The organism is Streptomyces sp. NPDC004266, assembly GCF_042874095.1.
Classification (GTDB): domain Bacteria; phylum Actinomycetota; class Actinomycetes; order Streptomycetales; family Streptomycetaceae; genus Streptomyces.
Map to the genome: position 1 here is coordinate 229807 of NZ_JBIAMM010000005.1, position 24086 is coordinate 253892.

Below are 24086 nucleotides of genomic sequence, written 5' to 3' on the forward strand. Positions count from 1 at the left end.
TCAGTCGCGTTCGAGTTCGGCCTCGGCCGCGGCGAGCGCCGCGAACTCCTCCTCGGGCGCCCTGGCCACCAGATGGTGCCGACTGTAGAACGCGAAGTAGGCGAGGGCGATCACGTACACCCCCAGCGCCATGAAGGCCGCCGTCCGGTCCACCAGGAAGGTCGCGACCAGCGCCGACAGGGCCAGGACGAAGGCCACCGACGAGGTCACGGTCCCGCCGGGCGTGCGGTACGGCCGGTGCAGCCCCGGCTCGCGGCGGCGCAGCACGATGTGGGAGAGCGCCATCAGGGCGTACGAGATGGTGGCGCCGAAGACCGCGATGTTCAGCATCCGCGCCCCGTTCCCGGTCCCGGCGGCGAGGGCGAAGCCGAGGGCGCCCGGGATGAGGAGTCCCAGGTAGGGCGACTTGCGGCGGCTGGTCAGGGAGAGGAAGCGGGGCAGGTAGCCCGCCCGGGAGAGGGCGAACAGCTGGCGCGAACCGGCGTAGATGAGGGAGAAGAAGGAGGCGACCAGGCCCGCGAGGCCCGCGTAGTTCACGAAGCGGCTGAGCGCCGTCGGCTCCCCGTCGCCCTGGAGCGCCACGACCAGCGGATTGCCGGCCTCCTGGACGGCGGCCGAGCCGCGCGCCCCGGTGGCGGCGAAGAAGGTCATGACGGCGAGCAGCACCAGGATCCCCATCGCGATCGCGAGGGCCCTCGGCATCGACCGCACCGGGTCCTTGGCCTCCTCGGCGGCGAGCGGCACGCCCTCGACGCCGAGGAAGAACCACATGCCGAAGGGGAACGCGGCCCAGATCCCGAGCAGTCCGAACGGCAGCCAGGAGTTCGACCCGAAGGCGTCCGCGTCGACCGGGATGTCGTCCAGGCCGTCCACGTGGAAGTCGGTGAACGCGCCGAGCGCGAAGACGACCAGGGCCGCGACCGCGATCGCCGTCACGATCAGGCTGAAGCGCAGCGCCTCGCCCACGCCCCACAGGTGGATGCCGATGAAGAGCGCGAAGCAGACCAGGTAGACCGGCCAGCCGGACTCCAGGCCGAAGAGGCCGAGGGACTCGACGTAGTCGCCGATGAAGATGGAGATCGCGGCGGGCGCGAGGACGTACTCGATGAGGATCGCGGTGCCGGTGAGGAAGCCGCCCCAGGTGCCGAGCGCCCGTCGGGCGAAGCCGTAGCCGCCGCCCGCGGTGGGCAGGATGGCGGAGAGTTCGGCGAGCGCGAAGACCAGACAGGCGTACATCGCGCCCATCAGGACGGTGGCGACGGCGAGCCCGCCGAAGCCGCCCTTCGACAGGCCGATGTTCCAGCCGGAGAAGTCCCCGGACACGACGTACGCCACGCCGAGGCCGGTCAGCAGCAGCCAGCCGGCGCTGCCGCGGCGCAGGGCCCGGCGTTCGAGGTAGTCGTCCTTCGACTGCGTGGTGTCTTCCAGCGTCATGGCAGCGTCAGCTCCCCGCAACGGCCCAATGGATTGGAGCCATACCTTTGCGGTGGCCGATGGGGGAGCGCAACCCCCGTGCGTTACTTTCGGGTTACGCGGCGGGCGCGCCCGCCGCGTAACCCGCGTCCGCCGCGTAACCCGCGCCGCCCCCGGCCCGTCCGCCCCTCACGTCAGGAAGCCCCGCAGCAGCGCCGCCGTGCCCGAGCAGTGCTCCCGCATCACCTCGCGCGCCGCGTCCGCGTCCCCGTCGAGCACGGCCTCCACCAGGGCGGTGTGCTGGTGCTGGGAGTGCTCCAGATTGCGTACGAGCAGGGGGATGCAGTCCAGGAGGTCGTTCACCGTCGCCCGGACGGCGGCGTACCGGGCCGTCAGCGTCGGCGAGCCGGAGAGCTCCGCCAGCGTGAGGTGGAGCAGGGTGTCCTGGCGGCGGTAATCGGCCAGCGGGGCGTCATGGGTCGCCGCGAGGGCCGTCCGCAGCCGCTCGGCGCCCGCCGCGTCCAGGCCGTGGGCCGCGCACAGCCCGGCGGCCCCCACCTCCAGGACCTCGCGGAAGCGCAGGGTGTCCTCCATGTCGACCGTGGCGATCCGGCGGCGCAGCTCGTCCTCGTCGGCCGTCTGGACCCGGGGCAGCACGAACGTGCCTCCGTACCGGCCGCGCCGGCTCTCCACGAGCCCCTGCTCCTGGAGGACCTTCAGGACCTCGCGCAGGGTGACCCGGCTGATCCCCATCCGGTCGGCGAGCTCCCGCTCGGCGGGCAGCCGCTCGCCGCCGGGCACCAGGCCGAGCCGTACCACCTGGAGGATCTGCTCCAGGGCCTCCTCGAAGCCGTTCCCCGCCCGCACCGGCCGCAGCACGGGCGTCAGCCGGTCCGGCGATTCACTCGTACTGGCCACGTTCGCGTTTCCCTTCCTCCAGCACTTCCCAAGCAATGGTCTTCCGCAATACCTTATGGCTCCCGGCACGCCGAAGGAGGAGCAATCCCGTGGCAGACCGCACACCCCCGCTCACCGTCGAGGAGCTGCGCGCCCTCGTCGCGAGCGGCGAGATCGACACCGTCGTCCTGGCCTTCCCCGACATGCAGGGAAGACTCCAGGGCAAGCGGTTCGCCGCACCGTTCTTCCTGGACGAGGTCCTCGGCCACGGCACCGAGGGCTGCAACTACCTCCTCGCCGTCGACACCGAGATGAACACCGTCGACGGCTACGAGATGTCCTCCTGGGACCGCGGCTACGGCGACTTCGCCATGCACCCCGACCTCACCACCCTCCGCCGCCTCCCCTGGAACGAAGCCACCGCCATGGTGACGGCCGACCTCGCCTGGGCCGACGGCACCCCCGTCGTCGCCGCGCCCCGCCAGATCCTCCGCCGCCAGCTGGAGCGCCTCGCGGAGCTCGGCCTCACCGCCCACGTCGGCACCGAGCTGGAGTTCATCGTCTTCAAGGACAGCTACGAGCAGGCCTGGGACGCGAACTACCGCGGCCTCACCCCCGCCAACCAGTACAACATCGACTACTCCGTCCTCGGCACCGGACGCATCGAACCGCTCCTGCGCCGCATCCGCAACGAGATGGCCGGCGCGGGGCTCACCGTCGAGTCCGCCAAGGGCGAGTGCAACCCCGGCCAGCACGAGATCGCCTTCAAGTACGACGAGGCCCTCGTCACCTGCGACCAGCACGCCGTCTACAAGACGGGCGCCAAGGAGATCGCCGCCCAGGAGGGCTTCTCGCTCACCTTCATGGCGAAGTACAACGAGCGCGAGGGCAACTCCTGCCACATCCACCTCTCGCTCCAGGACGCCGACGGGCACAACGTGATGGCCGGCGACGACCCCCACGGCATGTCCGAGACCATGCGGCACTTCCTCGCGGGACAGCTCGCCGCCCTCCGCGACTTCTCCCTCCTCTACGCCCCCAACATCAACTCCTACAAGCGGTTCCAGCCCGGCTCCTTCGCCCCCACCGCCGTGGCCTGGGGCCACGACAACCGCACCTGCTCGCTCCGGGTCGTCGGCCACGGCCGCTCCACCCGCTTCGAGAACCGCCTCCCCGGCGGCGACGTCAACCCCTACCTCGCCGTCGCCGGCCTGGTCGCCGCCGGTCTGTACGGCATCGAGCAGCGCCTCGAACTGCCCCCGCCCTGCACCGGGAACGCGTACACCGCCGAGTACGCGCACGTCCCCACCACGCTGCGCGAGGCCGCCGAGCTCTGGGAGACCAGCGAAATCGCCAAGGCCGCCTTCGGCGCCGAGGTCGTCGCCCACTACCGCAACATGGCCCGCGTCGAGCTCGACGCCTTCGACGCCGCGGTGACCGACTGGGAGCTGCGCCGCTCCTTCGAACGCCACTGATCCGGACGCCGCCGAACCGGGCGCCACTGATCCGGACGCCGCCGAACCGAACGCCTCCGATTCGGACGTCACCGAGAGGAACGAGTTGCTCCAGGTACTGAACCCGGCGACCGAGGAACCCGTCGCCACCGTCCCCGCCGCCACCCCCGCCGACGTCGACGCCGCCGTCGCCCGCGCCACCGCCGCCCAGCGCGGCTGGGCCGCCGCCGCGCCCGCCGACCGGGCCCGGCTGCTCCGCCGCTTCGCCGCCGTCGTCGACGACCACATCGAGGAACTGGCCCGCCTGGAGGTCACCGAGGCGGGCCACACCATCGGCAACGCCCGCTGGGAGGCCGGCAACGTCCGGGACCTGCTCGACTTCGCCGCCGGGGGAGTGGAGCGCCTCAACGGCCGGCAGATCCCGGTGGCCGGCGGCCTCGACATCACGATCCTCGAACCGCTCGGGGTCGTCGGCGTCATCGCCCCCTGGAACTTCCCCATGCCGATCGCCGCCTGGGCCACCGCACCCGCCCTCGCCGCCGGCAACGCCGTGATCCTCAAGCCCGCGGAGACGACCCCGCTCACCGCGCTCCGCCTCGCCGAACTCGCCCTCGAAGCGGGCCTCCCCGAGGACCTCTTCCAGGTCCTCCCCGGCACCGGCCCCGTCGCCGGGAACGCCCTCGTCGAGCACCCCGGCATCGCGAAGATCGTCTTCACCGGCTCCACCGGGGTCGGAAAGTCGATCATGGCGAAGTGCGCCGACCAGGTGAAGCGGGTCACCCTCGAACTCGGCGGCAAGAGCCCCAACATCGTCTTCGCCGACGCGGACCTGGAGGCCGCGGCGGCGGCGGCCCCGATGTCCTTCCTCGACAACAGCGGCCAGGACTGCTGCGCCCGCACCCGCATCCTCGTCCAGCGGAGCGCGTACGACCGCTTCCTGGAGCTCCTCGCCCCCGCCGTCGAGGAGATCGTCGTCGGCGACCCCGCCGACGAGCGCACCCAGATGGGCCCGCTCATCTCCCGCGCCCAGCTCGACCGGGTCCGCGGCTACGTCACCGACGACCTCGAAGGGATCCGCGGCAAGGCGCCCGAGGGCCCCGGCTTCTGGTTCCCGCCGACCGTCCTCACCGGCGTCGCCGAGAACGCCCCCTGCGCCGTCGAGGAGATCTTCGGACCCGTCGCCGTCGTCCTCCCCTTCGAGGACGAGGCCGACGCGATCCGCCTGGCCAACGCCACCGAGTACGGCCTCTCCGGCTCGATCTGGACCCGGGACGTCGGCCGCGCCCTGCGCGCCTCCCGCGCCGTCCGGGCCGGCAACCTCTCCGTCAACTCCCACTCCAGCGTCCGCTACTGGACCCCGTTCGGCGGCTACCAGCAGTCCGGCCTCGGCCGCGAGCTCGGCCCCGACGCCCTGACCGCCTTCACCGAAACCAAGAACGTCTTCATCAGCACGGAGGGCCCCGCACTGTGAGCAACGAGATCATCTGCCGCCGCCTCGTCGGCCGCACCGCCGTCATCACCGGCGCCGGCAGCGGCATCGGCCTCGCCACCGCCCGCCGCCTCGCCTCCGAAGGCGCCCACGTCGTCTGCGGCGACATCGACGAGACCGCCGGCAAGGCCGCGGCCGAGGAGGTCGGCGGCACCTTCGTCCAGGTCGACGTCACCGACCCCGAGCAGGTCGAGAACCTCTTCAAGGTCGCCTTCGACACCTACGGCTCCGTCGACATCGCCTTCAACAACGCCGGCATCTCGCCCCCCGACGACGACTCCATCCTGGAGACCGGCCTGGAGGCCTGGAAGCGCGTCCAGGACGTCAACCTCACCTCCGTCTACCTCTGCTGCAAGGCGGCCCTGCCCTACATGCGCCGCCAGGGCAAGGGCTCCATCATCAACACCGCCTCCTTCGTCGCCATCATGGGCGCCGCCACCAGCCAGATCTCGTACACCGCCTCCAAGGGCGGCGTCCTCGCCATGTCCCGCGAGCTGGGCGTCCAGTTCGCCCGCGAGGGCATCCGCGTCAACGCCCTCTGCCCCGGCCCGGTCAACACCCCGCTCCTCCAGGAGCTCTTCGCCAAGGACCCCGAGCGGGCCGCGCGCCGCCTCGTCCACATCCCCGTCGGCCGCTTCGCCGAGGCCGAGGAGATCGCCGCCGCCGTCGCCTTCCTCGCGAGCGACGACTCCTCCTTCGTCAACGCCAGCGACTTCCTCGTCGACGGCGGCATCTCGGGCGCGTACGTGACCCCCCTCTAGACCCCCACCGCCGCCACCCCCCTTCCCCCACCCGACAGCCGGGCGTCGCGAGGCGCCCGGCTGTCCGCGTCCACCCAGGAGAGTGTTCATGAACGGCAAGCTCCGCACCTTCGCCGCGGCGGCCGCCCTCGCCCTCGCCGCCACCGGCCTCCTCCCCGCGGCGAACGCCGGGGCCGGGCCCGCCGGATGCCCCACCCTGAAGACCTCCGACGGCTGGTACGGCGACAACAGGGCCCGCATCGAGGCGCTGCTGGCCGACCACTGCGACGACAGGGGCGGCCGGAAGCCGGTCGCGGTCTTCGACTGGGACAACACGGTCGTCAAGAACGACGTCGGCGACGCCACCTTCTTCTGGCTGCTGCGCAACGACCGCGTCCGGCCCCCGAAGGGCGGCGACTGGTCCACCACGAGCCGCCACCTCACCCCGGAGGCCGCGACCGCCCTCGGCGCGGCCTGCCCCACCGGAGTCCGCACCCTCCCCACGGCCACCGACACGCGCTGCGCCGACGAGCTCCTCTCCGTCTACGCCACGGGCGCCACCACCGGCGGAAAGACCGCCTTCGCCGGCTACGACCACCGGCGCACGGAGCCCCAGTACGCCTGGCTCGCCCAGCTCCTGCACGGCTGGACCACCCGCCAGGCCGCCTCCTTCGCCGCCGCCGCCCGCGCCGAGAACCTCGCCGCCCCCCAAGGCGCCACCCAGCGGGTCGGCACCGCACAGGTCACCGGCTGGGTCCGCTACTACGACCAGCAGCGCGACCTCGTCCGCGCCCTCCGGGACGGCGGCTTCGACGTCTGGATCGTCTCCGCCTCGCCCGAACCCGTCGTCGACGTCTGGGCGGAGGGCGTCGGTGTCGACCCCACCCACGCCCTCGGCATCCGCAACACCACCGACCACGGCCGCCTCACCACCCACCTCAAGGGCTGCGGCACCGTCCGGGACGGCGAGGACACGATGATCACCTACATCGACGGCAAGCGCTGCTGGATCAACCAGGAGATCTTCGGCGTCCGCGGCCCCGCCGCCGAGCGCGTCCAGCCCGCCGACCGCCGCCAGGTCTTCGCCGCCGGAGACTCCGACACCGACGTCTCCTTCCTGCGGGACGCCACCGGGCTGCGCCTGGTCCTCAACCGCAACAAGAGCGAACTCATGTGCCGGGCCTACGAGAACGGCGACGGCCGCTGGCTCGTCAACCCCATGTTCATCGAGCCGAAGAAGCGGAGGACGAGCGCGTACCCCTGCGCGACGACCGGCTACACGGCGAGCGACGGGACGGGGCAGCCGGTCCGGCGGACGGACGGCAGCATCGTCCCGGACCAGCTGGACACCGTGTTCTAGAGGAAGGTCATCCCCTCGCCCCGGTACGTGGGCACGGCCGCCGTGACGCGATCCCCCTCCACCAGGTGCAGGCTCTCGAACCGCTCGCACAGCTCCCCGGCCTTCGCGTGCCGGAACCAGACCTTGTCCCCGATCCTCAGGTCGTCGGCGGGGGAGCCGAGCAGCGGGGTCTGCACCTCGCCGGGACCCTCCTGGGGGTCGTACCGGAGCCCCTCGGGCAGGTACGGGACGGGCAGCCGGTCCGGGCCCGCGACACCCGACGCCGGGTAGCCGCCGCCGAGCACCGTCACCACGCCCACACCCGGGCGGCGGACCACCGGCTGCGCGAAGAGCGCGGCCGGACGCCCGCTGAAGGACGTGTAGTCGTCGAAGAGACGCGGCACGAACAGCCCCGAGCCCGCGGCGATCTCCGTCACCGCGTCCTCGGCGGCCGTGTGCTGCACGCTCCCGGTGCCGCCGCCGTTCACGAACTCCAGGTCCGGCGCCACCGCCCGGACGGCCCGCACCACGGCCGCCCTGCGCTCCGCCAGCTCCTTGCGGGCGGCGGACTGCATCAGCCGGATCGCCCGCGAGCGCAGCGGCCGGCCCGCGACCGAGTCCCCGACGCCGGCGACGTGCCCCTCGTACGCCATGATCCCGACCAGCCGGAAGCCCGGCCGCCGCACCACGGAACGGGCCAGCTCCGCGAGCTGGGCGGGCTCCCGCAGCGGCGAGCGCCGCGCCCCGACCCGTATCCGCCCGCCGAGCAGATGCAGCGCCGTGTCCAGCTCCAGACAGACCCGCACCTCCTCCGTCCCGCCCGCGCGGGCCGCGTCGATCAGATCGAGCTGCGCCACGTCGTCCACCATCACCGTCACGGCGGCGGCGAGTTTCGGGTCCCGCACGAGCTCCCCGAACCCCGAACGGTCGGCCGAGGGGTACGCCAGGAGGACGTCCTCGAACCCGGCGCGCGCCAGCCACAGCGACTCGTCGAGCGTGAACGACATGATCCCGGCGAACCCGTCGCGCGACAGCACCCGCTCCAGCAGCGCCCGGCACCGGACCGACTTGCTCGCCACGCGGATCGGCTTGCCCCCGGCCCGGCGCACGAGGTCCGCCGCGTTGGAGTCGAAGGCCTCCAGGTCGACGATCGCCACGGGCGCGTCGAGATGAGCGGTGGCCCGGTCGTAACGGGCCCGGTCGGCGGCACGGGGAGTCATGGCCCGAGCTTGCCAGAGAGGTTTGGGGGTGGGTAGCCCCTGGGTTCCCGTGCGCGGGGGAACAGCCCGTAGAGTGACGGGCATTGTCGACACGAGCGGGGGGACGGGATGACCGGCGAGCACCGCCCCATGACCTCCCGCATCACGGACGCCCTGCTCCCGGCCCCCCACGCCACGGACCTCCCGGCGGTCGAGACCACGACCCGCCTGCGCCCGGTCCCCGCGGCGGACCGGCCCTCAGGCCCTCCGGCCCGCCCGCAGGCACCGACGCCGGCGGCCGCTCCGCCCGCCGCGCCCCTGCCGCCCCACCGGCCGACGCCCGTCCCGGCGACGTCCGCGCAGGCCGCCGTCCCGCCCCGCCCGGCAGGACCGCCCGACGACGGCGCGGCGCCGCCCGCGCCGCGCCGGCCCCTGTCGTCCCCCACGGGGCCGACGGGCCCCGGCGCCCAGCCGCCCTCCGGCCCCGGCCGGCCCGCGGGCGCCCCTGCCGGGCCCACGGCCGCGGGCGCCCCTCGCGATGCCCTCCCCGCCGGAACCACGACTGCGCCGCCCCGGCCCACGACGGCCCCGGCGGCGCCGACGGACACCCCCGCAAGGCCGACGGACGCCCCCCACGGGCCCGTCGCCCCCACCCGGCCCCCGGTCGCCCCCGCCCGGCCCCCGGTCGCCCCCGCCCGGCCCGCAGTCGGCCCCGCCCGGCCCGCGGCCGGGCCGGGCGGCCCGGGCGCCGCCCCCGGTCCGCGCCCGGGCGCCGCCCCCGGTCCGCGCCCGGGCACCGCCGCCGGGAGCCCCGGCCCGGCTCCTCACGCGGCGGTCCGCACCGCTGCCCCGTACCGCGGGCCCGGCGCGCTCCCGCCCGAGGCGCCCGTCGAGATCACCACGCGCCTGCGGCCCGTGCGGGAGCGGCGCCCCGGGCGGACCCTCGCCGTCGCCGCCTGCGCCGTGCTCGGGTTCGGACTCATCGGCGGTGCCCTCGCCGGCGTGTGGCTGGCCGCGTCCGAGCCCGGGAAGCCCGCCGAACCCGTCGGGTACGCCGAGGCCGAGGACCTCTGGCACAACGCCCCCGTCGACACCCTCTTCCCCCGCACCCTCGCCGGCCCCGGCGCCGGCCCCGGCGGCGCCGACCGCACCTGGACCCGGATCGTCGTCGCCCCGGACGCCGCCTGCACCCCCGCCGTCCTCTCCAAGGCCCTCCGCGCCACCGTCGAACCGCTCGGCTGCGAGCGCGTCCTGCGCGCCACGTACACCGACGCCACCACCACCAGCGTGATCACCGTCGGCCTCGTCTTCACCCGTGCCGACGCCGCCACCCAGCGCACCCTCGGCCGGGACCTCACCACCCGGCTCGGCGCGGACGTCCCCCCGGCCCTCGCCGGACCCGGCACCGTCGCCGCCCGCTTCGGCGCCCCGCAGCGCGCCGCCTGGTGGCTGAACGCCCCCGTCGACCTCCCCGTCGTCGTCACCGCCGTCTCCGGCTTCGCCGACGGCCGGACCGTCGACGGCGGCCCCGTCCCCGCCGACCGGGCCATGACCGCGAACCGCACCGACGCCACCGCCCAGTCCGGTCTCGGGCACGAGGCCAAGGGCATCACCGAACGCCTCGTACGACTGCTGCGCACGGCCGCCACCGCGGCCGCCAAGGAGAACGCCCGGTGATCCGACCCGCCCACCGCCGCACCAGGGGCGGCGCGGTCGCCCTGCTCGCCGCCGCCTTCTCCGTCCTGCCCGCCACCACCGCCCCCGCCCACGCCGACACCATCCGGGCCCGCCAGTGGGGCCTCGAAGCCCTCCACACCACGGAGGCCTGGCGCACCACCAAGGGCCACGGCGTCACCGTCGCCGTCCTCGACACCGGCGTCGACGCCGACCACCCGGACCTCGCGGGTTCGGTGCTCCCCGGACGCGACCTCATCGGCTTCGGCGCGGCGGAGGGCGACCGCGCCTGGGCCCGGCACGGCACCGCCATGGCCGGCATCATCGCCGGGCACGGCCACGGCCCCGGCGGCGAGGACGGCGTCCTCGGCGTCGCCCCCGACGTCCGGATCCTGCCCGTGCGGGTCATCCTGGAGTCCACCGACGGCGCCCGCGACAAGGCCCGCAAGACCCGGGGCACGGCCCTCGCCGAAGGCATCCGCTGGGCCGCCGACCACGGCGCCGACGTCATCAACCTGTCCCTCGGCGACGACTCCAAGTCCGCCCACCCCGACGCGGGCGAGGACGTCGCCGTCCAGTACGCCCTCGCCAAGGGCGTCTCCGTCGTCGCCTCCGCCGGCAACGGCGGCGAGAAGGGCGACCACATCTCGTACCCCGCCGCCTACCCCGGCGTCATCGCCGTCGCCGCCGTGGACCGCTACGGCACCCACGCCTCCTTCTCCACCCGCCGCTGGTACGCCACCGTCAGCGCCCCCGGCGACGACATCGTCATCGCCGACCCCGACCGCCGCTACTACGAGGGCTGGGGCACCAGCGCCGCCGCCGCGTTCGTCTCCGGGGCCGTCGCCCTCGTCCGCTCCGCGCACCCCGACCTCGCCCCCGCCCAGATCAAGCGGCTGCTCATCGACACCGCCCGCAACCGGCCGAAGGGCGGACGCAGCGACGCCAAGGGGTACGGGACGGTCGACCCGGCCGCCGCGATCGCCGCCGGGGGCCGGATCGAGGGCGGCGACCCCAAGGGCACCGCCACCGGCTACCGGGGCCGCTACTTCGGGCCCGGCCCCCTCCCCGCCGCCGAGGAGAGCCGCCCCCTCGGGCTGCTCGCCCCCGTCGCCGGCGGTCTCGGCGCCCTGCTCCTCCTCACCGCCGTGATGCTCCGGCGCGCCCACCGGACCTCCTAGCCGGCGGCCCGGACCCGGCGGTTAGGCTCGGGGCGTGGCGCTCAAGAACATCCCGGACCCCGGTTTCTCCGAAGACGACGGCACCGCCGACCCGCGGCTCGCCGCGGCCCTCGCGGCCTGGGCGGAGGACAGAACCGCCCACGGCCCGGTCCTCGAAGCCCTGAAGGGGGCCCGGCTGCTCGTCCCCGTGGTCGCCGTCCTCGGCGAGGTCGAGACCGACCCCGAGACGGGGCTGAAGCAGGAGAAGACGAGCGACATGGCCGTCCCCACCCTGACGGCCGGCGACCGGCGGGCCCTGCCGGCCTTCACCTCGATCGCCTCGCTCGCCCTCTGGGACCCGCAGGCCCGGCCCGTGGCCGTCCCCGTCCACCAGGCGATCGCGGCCCTCGTCCACGAGAAGGCCGACACCCTGGTCCTGGACCTGGCCGGCCCCGTGCCGTACCAGGTGACCGGCTCCGCGCTGCTCGCCCTCGCCGAGGGCCGCTCCAGCACCGACCCGCTCGACGACCCGGCCGTACGGGAGGCCGTGCGCGCCGCCGTGGCCGCCGAGCCCGCGGTGCTCCGCGCCCACCTGGGCCCCGGCACCGCCGACGGCACGGTCGCCCTGGTCCTCGCCGCGGACGCCTCCCCGGCGGAGGCGGCCCAGCGCGTGGCCCGCGCCCTGGCCGCCGACGAAACACTGAGGGCCCGCCTGGTGCGGGGCCTCGACCTGGCACTCCTGCCGGCCTCGGCCACGCCTCCTGGCGAGCCCTTCTACGTGAAGCGGTGATTTCCTAGCCGTACACGGGGCCCGTGTACTTCTCGCCCGGTCCCTGGCCCGGCTCGTCCGGGATCAGGGAGGCCTCGCGGAAGGCGAGCTGGAGGGACTTCAGGCCGTCCCGCAGGGGAGCCGCGTGGAAGGAGGAGACCTCCGTCGCGCCGGCGTCCAGGAGGCCCGCGAGCGCGTGGATCAGCTTGCGCGCCTCGTCGAGGTCCTTGTGCTTCTCGCCCTCCTCGGTCAGCCCGAGCTTCACCGCGGCGGCGCTCATCAGGTTGACGGCGACCGTCACGATCACCTCGACCGCCGGGACCTCCGCGATGTCGCGGGTCATGGATTCGAAGTCGGGGGTGTCCGTGGACTCGTTCTGGGGCGTCTCGCTCATGCCCACACGATAAGCGGACGTACGGTTCGCGCCGACCGCCGGGTCCTGCTAACCTTGTGTAACGACCGGCTGGACATCTCTGTGTCCGGCCCACAAGTGGAGGCTCCGTACTCCCACCTGACCACCCTCGCGGGTGGCGGGTCACCGGTCAGGTGGCGCCCATCGTTCCGTACGGACGATGGAGCCGCCCGATGCGCGCCCCGCGGTTCACCGTGGTGGTGCTCCGGTTTTCCGTGGAGCCCCGCCTGTGTACCGTCCGGGGCATTTTTCATGTACCGGCCCGGTTGGTCTCAACTGTTTCACGTGACGTGTCCGTCCGCCAAGGCGGTCGCGTGGTGCTACCGAGGAGGATCCATCAGCGCCGAGCCCCGCATCAACGAGCGGATTCGCGTTCCCGAGGTGCGTCTTGTCGGCCCCAGCGGCGAGCAGGTGGGCATCGTCCCCCTTGCCAAGGCCCTGGAGCTCGCGCAGGAGTACGACCTCGACCTGGTCGAGGTCGCGGCGAACGCCCGCCCGCCCGTGTGCAAGCTCATGGACTACGGGAAGTTCAAGTACGAGTCGGCCATGAAGGCCCGTGAGGCGCGCAAGAACCAGGCGCACACGGTCATCAAGGAGATGAAGCTCCGGCCGAAGATCGACCCGCACGACTATGACACCAAGAAGGGTCACGTCGTCCGGTTCCTCAAGCAGGGCGACAAGGTCAAGATCACGATCATGTTCCGCGGTCGTGAGCAGTCCCGCCCGGAGCTCGGTTACCGACTTCTGCAGCGCCTCGCCGAGGACGTCCAGGAGCTTGGGTTCATCGAGTCCAACCCGAAGCAGGACGGCCGGAACATGATCATGGTTCTCGGTCCGCACAAGAAGAAGACCGAGGCCATGGCCGAGGCTCGCGAGGCCCAGGCTGCGCGCAAGGCGGAGCGCCAGGGCGGTTCGTCCGAGGCCCCCGCCGCCGCTGCCGAGGAGACCTCGACCGAGACCCCGGCCGAGAACGCCGAGGCGTGATCCACGGGGGCTGCCTCCCGGCAGCCCCCGGATTCCGTCCGGTCCCACCCAACCGAAGAATGACGCTCCCGGTCGACCGGTGCCCGCACCGGGGGGAGCGCCACTGACGAGGAGAGAACGGCGCTATGCCGAAGAACAAGACGCACTCCGGTGCCAAGAAGCGCTTCAAGGTCACCGGCTCCGGCAAGATCCTGCGCGAGCGCGCCGGTAAGCGCCACCTGCTCGAGCACAAGTCGTCCAAGCTGACGCGTCGCCTCACCGGCAACGCCGAGATGGCCCCGGGTGACTCCGCCAAGATCAAGAAGATGCTGGGCATCTGATCTGATCTCCCGCCCTCGGCGACGAGGGCATCCGGCACCGTCCGGGACCCATCCGTTTTTCGGGTCGTGTGAGGACCACCACGACCCCGCTACAAGGAGTTAAGAAGTGGCACGCGTCAAGCGGGCAGTCAACGCCCACAAGAAGCGCCGGGCGATCCTCGAGCAGGCCTCCGGCTACCGCGGTCAGCGTTCGCGCCTGTACCGCAAGGCCAAGGAGCAGGTCACCCACTCGCTGGTCTACAACTACAACGACCGCAAGAAGCGCAAGGGCGACTTCCGTCAGCTGTGGATCCAGCGCATCAACGCCGCTGCCCGCCTGAACGGCATGACGTACAACCGCCTCATCCAGGGTCTGAAGGCCGCCAACATCGAGGTGGACCGCAAGATCCTCGCCGAGCTGGCCGTCAACGACTCCAACGCGTTCGCCGCGCTGGTCGAGGTCGCGCAGAAGGCCCTCCCGGCCGACGTCAACGCCCCGAAGGCCGCCGCCTGATCTTCCAGGCCGCAGTACTTCCGCCCGGACCCGCAGGTGCGCTCGCGCCTGCGGGTCCGGGTGCGTCGGCCCCCGAGAACCCGTAGTCCCGGCCCCAGGGCCATCGGCCCCGCCGCGCCCCGGCCCCGAAGAGAGAACCGCCGCACCCCATGGTCACCCCCGAGCTGATCTCCCCGCGTTCCCCGCGCGTCGTCGCCGCCCGGCGGCTCGCCAAGCGCAACTTCCGGGGCAAGGACCGCCTCTTCATCGCCGAGGGCCCGCAGGCCGTCCGCGAGGCCGTCGAACACCGCGGACCCGGCGGAGAGCCCACCCTCGTCGAGCTGTTCACCACCGTCGAGGCCGCCGAGCGCTACGACGCGATCGTCGACGCCGCCCGCGCCGCGGGCGCCCGCGTCCACTATGCCTCCGACGCCGTCCTCGCCGAGGTCTCCCAGACCGTCACCCCGCAGGGCCTCGTCGGCGTCTGCCGCTTCCTCGACTCGCCGTTCGACGAGATCGTCGCGGCCCGGCCCAAGCTGGTCGCCGTCCTCGCGCACGTCCGCGACCCCGGGAACGCCGGCACCGTCCTGCGCTGCGCCGACGCGGCCGGCGCCGACGCCGTCGTCCTCACCGACGCCTCCGTCGACCTCTACAACCCCAAGTCCGTCCGCGCCTCCGTCGGCTCCCTCTTCCACCTCCCGGTGGCCGTCGGCGTCCCCGTCGAGCAGGCCGTCGCCGGACTCAAGGGCGCGGGCGTGCGGATCCTCGCCGCCGACGGGGCCGGACGGGACGACCTCGACGACGAGCTCGACGCCGGCACCATGGGCGGGCCCACCGCCTGGATCTTCGGCAACGAGGCCTGGGGACTGCCCGAGGAGACCCGGGCGCTCGCCGACGCCGTCGTCCGCGTCCCGATCCACGGCAGGGCCGAGAGCCTCAACCTCGCCACCGCCGCCGCGGTCTGCCTGTACGCCTCCGCCCGTGCCCAGCGCCCCCGAACCTCCGCCTGAGGGGTCCATTCCGCCCTCCCCGCCCAGTAGAGTGACGCACTCGGGGGCCCACTGCGCTACACGGAGGGGTGGGATACGGGGATGACGGTCGGCACGGACAGTCCCGCACAGGCACGGAGCGCCGCCCCGCACGCCCAGGAACCGCCCGGACCCGGCGGCGCGCCGGGCTCCGCCGCGGCGGCGGCCGGTTTCGCGGGGATCGACCCCGACGACCTGCCCGACGGCCTCGTCATCGCCGACGAGACCGGTCGCGTCGTCTGCTTCAACGCCGCCGCCGGCCGCATCACCGCCGTCCCCGCCCGGCGCGCCCTCGGCCTCCCCCTCGACGAGGCGCTGCCCCTGGAGGACCTCAAGGGACGCCGCTGGTGGGCGCTGACCGATCCGTACGGCGGACTCTCCACCCGCCGGGGCCAGCCCGAGCGCAACCTGCTGCTCCCCGGCGGCCGCGAGGTCCTCGTCTCCGCCCGGTACGTCCGCGAGCACCCCACCGGCCCCGTCCGCCGCGTGGTGGTCTCCCTGCGCGGCACCGAGGCGCGCCGCCGCACCGAGCGCAGCCACGCCGAGCTCATCGCCACCGTCGCCCACGAACTGCGCTCGCCGCTGACCTCCGTGAAGGGCTTCACCGCCACCCTCCTCGACAAGTGGGAGCGGTTCAACGACGAGCAGAAGCGGCTCATGCTGGAGACGGTCGACGCCGACGCGGGCCGCATCAAGCGGCTCATCGCCGAACTCCTCGACATCTCCCGGATCGACTCCGGCCGCCTCGAAGTGCGCCGCCAGCCCGTCGACATCGCCGCCGCCGTCGGCCGGCACATCCAGGTGCACACCACCGCCGGCCAGTCCCCCGACCGTTTCTTCGTACGGATCAGGCCCCAGCTGCCCGCGCTCTGGGCCGATCCCGACAAGATCGACCAGATCCTCGGGAACCTCCTCGAAAATGCGGTGCGCCACGGCGAGGGAACCGTCACCATCGAGGTGGCACCCACCACGCTGGGCGACGACGGAGAAGAGGGGACGGAGGTCACCGTGAGCGACGAGGGACCCGGCATCCCCGAAGCGTCGATGAGCCGCGTCTTCACCCGCTTCTGGCGGGGCAGCAAACGCGGCGGCACCGGCCTCGGCCTCTACATCGTCAAGGGCGTCGTCGAGGCCCACGGCGGCACCATCACCGTCGGACGGGGCCCCCGTGGCGGGGCCGAGTTCCGATTTATCCTGCCCGTCGGCACCCCGGCCCACCTCCTCTGACGTCTCAGCAGTCGAGACCCCACGAGATCAGGAGCCGTCCGGCCTGCCCACGGGCCCATTCGCGTCCCCGCGCCCCGTTAGACTCGTCCTTTGGCACGTTTGCGCCCTTGACGTCGAGCGGGGCCGCCCAGCCAGCCAACGGAAGCACGGGAAGAGATGTCCGCACCCAATAAGTCGTACGACCCGGTCGAGGTCGAGGCGCTGAAACCGGAAGAGATCGAGCGCATGCGGGACGAGGCGCTCGCCGCCTTCGCCGCCGCGGGCGACCTCGACGCGCTCGCGCACGCGAAGACCGCGCACACCGGTGGCACCTCGCCGCTGGCGCTCGCCAACCGGGAGATCGGCGCCCTGCCGCCGCAGGCCAAGGCCGCCGCCGGAAAGCTCGTGGGCCAGGCCCGCGGCGTCGTCTCCAAGGCGCTCGCCGCCCGCCAGGCCGAGCTGGAGGCCGAGCGCGACGCCCGCGTCCTCGTCGAGGAGGCCGTCGACGTCACCCTGCCGTACGACCGCGTCCCGGCCGGCGCCCGGCACCCGCTGACCACGCTCATGGAGCGCGTCTCCGACGTCTTCGTCTCCATGGGGTACGAGGTCGCCGAGGGCCCCGAGGTCGAGGCGGAGTGGTTCAACTTCGACGCCCTCAACTTCGTCCCGGACCACCCGGCGCGCCAGATGCAGGACACCTTCTTCGTCCAGGGAACCTCCCCCGACGGGAAGCCCACCACGGGCGACGAGTCCGGCGTCGTGCTCCGTACGCACACCTCGCCGGTGCAGGCCCGCACCCTCATCGACCGGGAGCCCCCCGTCTACGTGGTGTGCCCCGGCCGCGTCTACCGCACCGACGAGCTCGACGCCACGCACACCCCGGTCTTCCACCAGATCGAGCTGCTCGCCGTCGACGAGGGCCTGACCATGGCCGACCTCAAGGGCACCCTCGACCACATGGTCCAGGCGCTCTTCGGCCCGGACATGAAGACCCGGCTGCGGCCGAACTTCTTCCCCTTCACCGAGCCGTCCGCCGAGATGGACATGCTCTGCTACGTCTGCCGCGGCGAGTCCGTCGGCAACCCGGACCGTCCCTGCCGCACCTGCGGCAGCGAGGGCTGGATCGAGCTCGGCGGCTGCGGCATGGTCAACCCGAAGGTGCTCGTCGCCGCCGGTGTGGACCCCGAGAAGTACAGCGGATTCGCCTTCGGGTTCGGCATCGAGCGGATGCTGATGTTCCGCCACAACGTGGAAGACATGCGAGACATGGTCGAGGGTGACGTCCGGTTCACCCGGCCGTTCGGGATGGAGATCTGATGCGGGTCCCGCTTTCTTGGCTGCGGGAGTACGTCGACCTGCCGGCGACGGAGACCGGCCGCGACGTCCAGGCCAAGCTCATTTCGGCAGGCCTCGAGGTCGAGACCGTCGAGCAGCTCGGCGCCGGACTGACCGGCCCGCTGGTGGTCGGCAAGGTCCTCACCATCGAGGAGCTGACGGAGTTCAAGAAGCCCATCCGCTTCTGCACCGTCGACGTCGGCCAGGCCAACGGCACCGGCGAGCCCCAGGAGATCATCTGCGGCGCCCGGAACTTCGCCGAGGGCGACAAGGTCGTCGTGGCGCTGCCCGGCGCCGTGCTCCCCGGTGACTTCCGGATCGCCGAGCGCAAGACGTACGGCCGTGTCTCCCGGGGCATGATCTGCTCCGGCGACGAGCTCGGCATGGGCGACGACGGCACGCACGGCATCATCGTGCTGCCCCCGGAGCACGAGGTCGGCACCGACGCCACGGTCCTCCTGGAGCTGTTCGACGAGGTCCTCGACATCGCCGTCACCCCGGACCGCGGCTACTGCCTCTCGATCCGCGGCGTCGCCCGCGAGACGGCCACCGCCTACGGCCTGCCGCTGCGCGACCCGGCGCTCCTCGACGTGCCCGCGCCCAACTCGTACGGCTACCCGGTCCAGATCGCCGACCCGATCGGCTGCGACCGCTTCACCGCCCGTACGGTCGTCGGTCTCGACCCCGAGGCCCGCAGCCCGATCTGGCTGCAGCGCCGCCTGCAGAAGGTCGGCATGCGCCCGATCTCGCTCGCCGTCGACATCACCAACTACGTGATGATCGAACTCGGCCAGCCGCTGCACGCCTACGACCGCAACCGGATCGACGGCCCCATCGGGGTCCGCCGCGCCGCCGCCGGCGAGAAGTTCACCACCCTCGACGGCACCGCGCGCGTCCTCGACTCCGGGGACCTGGTCATCACCGACAACCGCGGGCCGATCGGTCTCGCCGGCGTCATGGGCGGTGCCAACACCGAGATCGCCGACCCGGTCACCGACCCGGAGACCGGCATCGTCACGGGCACCACCGAGGTCGTCATCGAGGCCGCGCACTTCGACGCGATCTCGATCGCGCGCACGGCCCGCCGCCACAAGCTGGCCTCCGAGGCGTCCAAGCGCTTCGAGCGCGGCGTGGACCCGCAGGCCGCCGCCGCGGCGGCGCAGCGCACGGTCGACCTGCTCGTGCTCCTCGCGGGCGGCACGGCCGAGGCCGGCGTCACCGAGATCGCCGCCCCCTCCGCGCCGCACACCATCACCATGCCGGCGAACCACCCCGACAAGGTCGCGGGCGTCGCCTACGGCCGCGAGATCGTCGTCCGCCGCCTCCAGGAGGTCGGCTGCGACGTCTACGGCCAGGACGAGCTCGTCGTCACCGTGCCGTCGTGGCGCCCCGACCTCTACGTGCCGAACGACCTGGCCGAAGAGGTCATCCGCCTGGAGGGCTACGAGAACCTGCCCTCCACGCTGCCGAAGCCCCCGGCCGGCCGCGGGCTCACCGACCGCCAGCGCGTCCACCGCCGGGTGGGCCGCGCCCTGGCCGGCGCCGGCTACGTCGAGGCGCTGAACTACCCGTTCATCGGCGAGCAGGCCCTCGACCACCTCGGTCTCGACGCGGACGACGACCGTCGGCGCCTGGTGAAGCTGGTCAACCCGCTGTCGGACGAGGAGCCCGCGCTCCGCACGACGCTGCTCCCGGGCCTGCTCGGCGCGCTCCGCCGCAACGACAGCCGCGGCAGCCACGACCTGGCGCTCTTCGAGACCGGTCTGGTCTTCCGGCCGGCCGAGGGCCAGCCGGGCGTCGCCGTCCGCCTGGGCGTCGACCGCCGCCCCACCGACGAGGAGATCGCCGGGATCAACGCCGTGCTGCCCGCGCAGCCGCGCCGCGTCGCCGTCGTCCTCGCCGGTGCGCGCGAGCAGGCCGGCTGGTGGGGCAAGGGCCGTCCGTCCGACTGGGCGGACGCCGTCGAGGCCGGCCGGACCGTGGCCGCCGAGGCGGGGGTCGAGCTGATCATCAGCGCCGACCAGCACGCGCCCTGGCACCCGGGCCGCTGCGCCGCGTTCCACGTCGAGGTGGACGGCGAGAAGGTCCTCGTCGGCCACGCCGGCGAGCTCCACCCGCGCGTGGTGAAGGCGTTCGGCCTCCCGGCCCGCGCCTGCGCGATGGAGATCGACCTGGACCTCCTGGAGAAGGCGAACGAGGGTCCCGTGAAGGCCCCCCGGATCTCCTCCTTCCCGGTCGCCACCCAGGACGTCGCCCTGGTCGTCGCCGCCGACGTGCCGGCCGCCGACGTCGAGGCCGCCCTCACCGAGGGCGCGGGTGAACTCCTGGAGTCCATCCGGCTGTTCGACGTCTACACCGGCGACCAGCTCGGCGAGGGCAGCAAGTCCCTGGCGTACGCGCTGAAGTTCCGCGCCCCGGACCGCACCCTGACGGTCGACGAGGCCACCGCGGCCCGCGACGCCGCGGTGGCCCTGGCCGCCGAGCGCACGGGTGCCGTCCTGCGCGGCGCCTGACGGACCGCGGCACCACCAGGAGGGCCGCCCCGGGGAATCCCCGGGCGGCCCTCCGCCGTTCGCGGGGCCCGGGAACCGCACGCCTGCCCCGGTCCCGGCCGTCCGTGCGCGTGGCGAAGCCCTGGCGAAGGGCGGCGCGACGGGGGTGCTCACTCCTTCGGGTGAGATCGCCGGGGGCTGTTCCACGGCGCCCCACGCGCTCGGCAGAATCGACGCGGCCGCAGGGGCGGACCTGTGTGCCGCAGCGCTTCCGGGCGCTGTCGGGGCTCGGGAAGGGCCGTGCATGATCCGTACCAGGTCGTTGCCCACCGATGGCTCCCGGCTTCGCCGGCTGGCCCCGCTCGCTCTTCCCACCGCGTGGGGCGCCGTGGCCGTGGCGTGGAAGTACGGCTGTCCGCTGGCCCGGCAGCCCGGGCTGCCCATGCGGATCGCCACCGGCGTCGTCTTCCTCACCGTCGGCCTCGGCATGGTGCTGGGCGTCCGGCACGGGCTCGCGCGGGAACTCGCCCGCGTCCGGGCCGTCGCGGCCGCCACCCAGCGGGTCCTGCTGCGCCCCCTGCCGGCCCGTCTCGACGGCCTCGCGCTGGCCGCCGGGCAGCTCTCCGCCTCCCGGGGCGCGTCCGTCGGCGGGGACCTGTACGAGGCGGTCGCCACCCCCTACGGCGTGCGGCTCGTCATCGGGGACGTCCGGGGGCACGGGCTGCCCGCGCTCGGCGCGGTGGTCGCGCTCCTCGGCAGCTTCCGCGAGGCCGCGCACGACGAGCCCGACCTCGCGGGGGTGCTGCGGCGTCTGGAGCGGGCCCTGGAGCGCCACCTGCGGGAGCGGGCGCGGGAGGAGCACCCGGCGCGGGCCGGGGCGGAGCCCGAGCATCCGGCGGCGGAGGAGTTCGTCACCCTGCTGCTCGTGGAGGTGCGCTCCGACGGACGGCTCGCCGTCCTCAACTGCGGCCACCCCGGCCCGTACCGCCTCGGCAAGCGGGCGGAGCGGCTCCCGGTCGGGGACCCGCTGCCCCCGCTCGGGGTGCTGCCGCTGCCCGCCGGGATCGTGCCGTACACGGCGGTCCGGCTGCCGCCCGGCGAGACGCTGGTCCTGCACACCGACGGCGCGGAGGAGGCCCGTGACCAGCGGGGCCGGTTCTTCGCGCTCGACGCCGCACTGGCCGGGGTGCCGGGCGAGGCGCCCGCCGCCCTGGTCCGCCGGGTCCACGCGGAGCTGCTGCATCACACGGGCGGCCGGCTCGCCGACGACATCGCGCTGCTCGTCGTGCGCAACGACCGTGTCCGGGTGCCGGCGCAGCCCGCCGAACCCGGGCTGCGCCGACCCCGGCCCGCCCCCTCCTCCCACCGCTGAGCGGAGGGGCGGGGCCGGCGCCGCCCGCCCCGCCACGGAGTGTCGGGCAGATCAGCGGGGCGGGCGACGCGGACCGGGCGGCCGCACTGTACGAGGGGGAGCCGGCGGCCCGGTCGTCGCCTTGCGGCGAGAAGCACAGTCAACCGGGGCCGGGGCGGGCGTGGCAGAGCACGCGGCCCGGGAGAACGGGTACTTCGTTCACACCCCGTGCGAAATCACCGGTACGGGGGGCTTCTCTGGGGTTCGGCCCGTATGAATTCGGCCACCGCTAGGCTGAGTTCTCCGAGCGGAGCGGTTATGCGAGTGACCGGAGCGGCCATGCAGCCCAACACCTTGCTCGACGCCCTGCTCGACGAAGCGGGCGTCTCGAACGCCGGCCTGGCCGCCCATGTGAACCGGGCGGGCCGGGCCCGCGGTCTCGCCCTGCGGTACGAACACACCGCCGTGGCCCGCTGGTTGAAGGGGCAGCGGCCGCGCGGCCAGGTGCCGGACCTGATCTGCGAGGTGCTCGCCGCCCGGCTGCACCGGCAGGTGACCCTGGACGACATCGGCCTCGGGGTGCCGGGCGGCCCGCCGCCGGCCGCCGGGTCGCCGCTGTCCGGTTTCGTGGAGCGGGCGGCCGCGCTGTGGCGCTCCGACGAGCAGCAGCGGCCGCACATCGTGGACGCCCCGGCGGTGACCGGCACCCAGGCGGTGATGCCGGTGTGGGAGTGGGAGAACCCGCCGGAGGACGTGGACGTCTCGCGTACGGGCCGGACGACGGTCTCGGCGGCCGACATCGCCGTCCTGAGCGCCGCCCGGTCGCACTACGAGCAGATGTACCGCAGGGCCGGCGGCATCGCGACCAGGGCGCGGATCGTCGGCTTCCTCAACGCCGAGACCGCGCCGCTGCTCCGGGGCGCGTACGGCGACGCGCTGGGGCGGCGTCTGCACCGGGCCGCCGGCGGGCTCGTCGCGGTGGCCGGAATCTGCGCCTACGACGCGGACGCGCACGGCCTCGCCCAGCGCTACTTCCACCAGGCGCTGCGGCTCGCGAAGGCGAGTGGGGACCGGGGGCTGGGCGCGTACGTGATCGCGCTCCTGGTCAACCAGTCGCTGTTCACGGGGGAGTACCGGCAGGCCGTGGCGTTCGCGGAGGCGGCGCTGCGGGCGGCGGGACGGCAGATCACCCCGGCGCTCGCCGCCGATCTGACGGCGATGCAGGCGAAGGCGTACGCGCGTCTGGGCGACAGGACCGCGGCGCTGGCCTGCATCCGACGGGCCGAGGCGGCGGCGGAGCGGATCAGTCCGGGGGAGGAGCCGGTCGAGACGGGCTACGTCCAGCCGGGATTCGTCAACGTCCAGGTGGCGGAGGCCCTGTTCGGCCTGGGGGACTTCGAGGCCGCCCATGAGCACGCCTCGGCCGCGGTCGGCACCCCCTCGCACGACCGGGGCCGGGTGCACCGGCTCGCCATGCTGTGCCGGATCGAGCTGAGGCAGGGGGAGGCCGAGGAGGCGGCGCGCACGGCGGTGGAGATGACGGAGCGGGCGCGGGGGATGGAGTCGCGGCGGCTGCGGGACCGGCTGACGCAGGTGCGGGAGCAGCTCCTCGCGAGCGGCTGCGGGGAAGCCCGGGAGGCCGCCGCTCTCATCGAAGGGGCGCTGCGCGTTCCCCTCTGAGCCGCCAACTGCTGCGATATTGCCACCAAACAAGCACCGACCGATCGGAAGGTGGCAAGAAACGTGCAGTGGACGAAAATCAGCGAACACTCGGTCTACGAGAACCGCTGGTTCCGAGTGAACCTCGCGGACGTCGAACTCCCCGACGGCCGTCATCTCGACCACTATCTGATCCGGCTTCGCCCGGTCGCCGTCGCGACGGCCGTCAACGAGGCCGACGAAGTCCTGATGCTCTGGCGCCACCGCTTCATCACCGACAGCTGGGGCTGGGAACTGGCCGCGGGCGTCGTCGAGGACGGCGAGGACATCGAGTCCGCCGCCGCCCGCGAGATGGAGGAGGAGACCGGCTGGCGGCCGGGGCCGCTGCGCCATCTCCTCACCGTCGAACCCTCGAACGGCCTCACCGACGCCCGCCACCACCTCTACTGGGCGGAGCGGGCCACCTACACCGGACCGCCCGAGGACGCCTTCGAGTCCTCACGAAGGGCCTGGGTCCCGCTGAAGGAGATCCCCGAGCTGATCGCCCGGGGCGAGGTCCCGGCCGCCAACACGGCCGCCGGACTGCTGATGCTCCACCACCTGCGCCTCGGCTGAGACGCGGAGCGCGATGTGCCGGACGGCCCGTACCTGTGCGGGTGTACGGGCCGTCCGGCCGGAGCGCGGCATCAGGGG

General features: G+C 73.7%; 21 protein-coding genes. 17 read left to right on the plus strand and 4 right to left on the minus strand.

The annotated features are described in order from the left end of the window. Together eat and ACFYUZ_RS14745 are read right to left on the minus strand one after the other, a co-directional pair. Positions 1-1434 carry an ethanolamine permease gene (gene eat, locus ACFYUZ_RS14740; RefSeq protein WP_389308927.1) on the minus strand — a complete coding sequence of 478 codons (1434 nt, stop codon included), beginning with the start codon at positions 1432-1434 and terminating at the stop codon, positions 1-3. Between the two features lie 168 nt (positions 1435-1602). Further along, a complete protein-coding gene (locus ACFYUZ_RS14745) occupies positions 1603-2331 on the minus strand; it encodes a FadR/GntR family transcriptional regulator (RefSeq protein ID WP_389308928.1) in 729 nt (242 codons plus the stop codon). 89 nt (positions 2332-2420) lie between these two features. Between ACFYUZ_RS14745 and ACFYUZ_RS14750 the strand changes: the two genes are divergently transcribed. The 4 genes from ACFYUZ_RS14750 to ACFYUZ_RS14765 all read left to right on the plus strand — a co-directional run bounded on the left by ACFYUZ_RS14750 (position 2421) and on the right by ACFYUZ_RS14765 (position 7353). Further along, positions 2421-3785 carry a glutamine synthetase family protein gene (locus ACFYUZ_RS14750; RefSeq protein WP_389308930.1) on the plus strand — a complete coding sequence of 455 codons (1365 nt, stop codon included), beginning with the start codon at positions 2421-2423 and terminating at the stop codon, positions 3783-3785. 85 nt (positions 3786-3870) lie between these two features. After that, on the plus strand, positions 3871-5235 hold the full coding sequence (locus ACFYUZ_RS14755) for an aldehyde dehydrogenase family protein (RefSeq protein WP_389308931.1): 1365 nt from the start codon (positions 3871-3873) through the stop codon (positions 5233-5235). Beyond that, positions 5232-6014, plus strand: coding sequence for a 3-oxoacyl-ACP reductase (locus tag ACFYUZ_RS14760; protein ID WP_389228302.1), 783 nt, complete (start codon positions 5232-5234; stop codon positions 6012-6014). Before ACFYUZ_RS14755 ends, ACFYUZ_RS14760 begins: the two co-directional genes overlap by 4 nt. 88 nt (positions 6015-6102) lie before the next feature. Next, entirely contained in the window at positions 6103-7353 is a 1251-nt protein-coding gene (locus tag ACFYUZ_RS14765; RefSeq protein WP_389308933.1) for a haloacid dehalogenase-like hydrolase, read from the plus strand. Here ACFYUZ_RS14765 and ACFYUZ_RS14770 read toward each other — a convergent pair. After that, positions 7350-8552 carry an amino acid deaminase/aldolase gene (locus ACFYUZ_RS14770; RefSeq protein WP_389308935.1) on the minus strand — a complete coding sequence of 401 codons (1203 nt, stop codon included), beginning with the start codon at positions 8550-8552 and terminating at the stop codon, positions 7350-7352. The two genes, ACFYUZ_RS14765 and ACFYUZ_RS14770, sit on opposite strands and share 4 nt — an antisense overlap. A 129-nt stretch (positions 8553-8681) precedes the next feature. On the opposite strand from ACFYUZ_RS14770, the gene ACFYUZ_RS14775 reads away from it, so the two are divergent. From ACFYUZ_RS14775 to ACFYUZ_RS14785, 3 genes are read left to right on the plus strand one after another with little or no spacing between them, the layout of a single operon-like run. Then, on the plus strand, positions 8682-10208 hold the full coding sequence (locus ACFYUZ_RS14775; RefSeq protein WP_389308937.1) for a hypothetical protein: 1527 nt from the start codon (positions 8682-8684) through the stop codon (positions 10206-10208). Next, positions 10205-11386: a type VII secretion-associated serine protease mycosin gene (mycP, locus tag ACFYUZ_RS14780; protein ID WP_389308939.1), complete on the plus strand. Its 1182-nt coding sequence runs from the start codon at positions 10205-10207 to the stop codon at positions 11384-11386. The genes ACFYUZ_RS14775 and mycP overlap by 4 nt, the downstream gene beginning before the upstream one ends. Before the next feature lie 34 nt (positions 11387-11420). Then, a complete protein-coding gene (locus tag ACFYUZ_RS14785; RefSeq protein WP_389308941.1) occupies positions 11421-12155 on the plus strand; it encodes an SseB family protein in 735 nt (244 codons plus the stop codon). Positions 12156-12159: 4 nt separating this feature from the next. On the opposite strand, the gene ACFYUZ_RS14790 is transcribed toward ACFYUZ_RS14785, so the two are convergent. After that, entirely contained in the window at positions 12160-12528 is a 369-nt protein-coding gene (locus ACFYUZ_RS14790; protein ID WP_041128341.1) for a DUF1844 domain-containing protein, read from the minus strand. A gap of 270 nt (positions 12529-12798) precedes the next feature. Between ACFYUZ_RS14790 and infC the strand changes: the two genes are divergently transcribed. The 10 genes from infC (at position 12799) to ACFYUZ_RS14840 (ending at position 24008) form a co-directional block, all read left to right on the plus strand. Beyond that, positions 12799-13530 (plus strand): translation initiation factor IF-3, encoded by a 732-nt coding sequence (gene infC, locus ACFYUZ_RS14795; protein ID WP_373412947.1) that lies wholly within the window; start codon positions 12799-12801, stop codon positions 13528-13530. Positions 13531-13655: 125 nt separating this feature from the next. Beyond that, on the plus strand, positions 13656-13850 hold the full coding sequence (gene rpmI, locus ACFYUZ_RS14800) for a 50S ribosomal protein L35 (RefSeq protein WP_041128339.1): 195 nt from the start codon (positions 13656-13658) through the stop codon (positions 13848-13850). Between the two features lie 106 nt (positions 13851-13956). Further along, entirely contained in the window at positions 13957-14343 is a 387-nt protein-coding gene (gene rplT, locus ACFYUZ_RS14805; RefSeq protein ID WP_225799578.1) for a 50S ribosomal protein L20, read from the plus strand. A gap of 149 nt (positions 14344-14492) precedes the next feature. Further along, positions 14493-15332, plus strand: a complete 840-nt coding sequence (locus tag ACFYUZ_RS14810) for a TrmH family RNA methyltransferase (RefSeq protein ID WP_389308943.1) — start codon at positions 14493-14495, stop codon at positions 15330-15332. Positions 15333-15413: 81 nt separating this feature from the next. Next, a complete protein-coding gene (locus ACFYUZ_RS14815) occupies positions 15414-16577 on the plus strand; it encodes an ATP-binding protein (protein ID WP_389308945.1) in 1164 nt (387 codons plus the stop codon). 156 nt (positions 16578-16733) lie between these two features. Further along, positions 16734-17873 carry a phenylalanine--tRNA ligase subunit alpha gene (pheS, locus tag ACFYUZ_RS14820; protein WP_389308947.1) on the plus strand — a complete coding sequence of 380 codons (1140 nt, stop codon included), beginning with the start codon at positions 16734-16736 and terminating at the stop codon, positions 17871-17873. After that, positions 17873-20404 carry a phenylalanine--tRNA ligase subunit beta gene (gene pheT / locus ACFYUZ_RS14825; protein ID WP_389308948.1) on the plus strand — a complete coding sequence of 844 codons (2532 nt, stop codon included), beginning with the start codon at positions 17873-17875 and terminating at the stop codon, positions 20402-20404. Before pheS ends, pheT begins: the two co-directional genes overlap by 1 nt. 283 nt (positions 20405-20687) lie before the next feature. Continuing rightward, entirely contained in the window at positions 20688-21755 is a 1068-nt protein-coding gene (locus ACFYUZ_RS14830) for a PP2C family protein-serine/threonine phosphatase (RefSeq protein WP_389308950.1), read from the plus strand. A gap of 318 nt (positions 21756-22073) precedes the next feature. Continuing rightward, entirely contained in the window at positions 22074-23414 is a 1341-nt protein-coding gene (locus ACFYUZ_RS14835) for a transcriptional regulator (RefSeq protein WP_389308952.1), read from the plus strand. 63 nt (positions 23415-23477) lie between these two features. Beyond that, positions 23478-24008, plus strand: a complete 531-nt coding sequence (locus ACFYUZ_RS14840; protein WP_389308953.1) for an NUDIX hydrolase — start codon at positions 23478-23480, stop codon at positions 24006-24008. Positions 24009-24086: the final 78 nt, after the last annotated feature.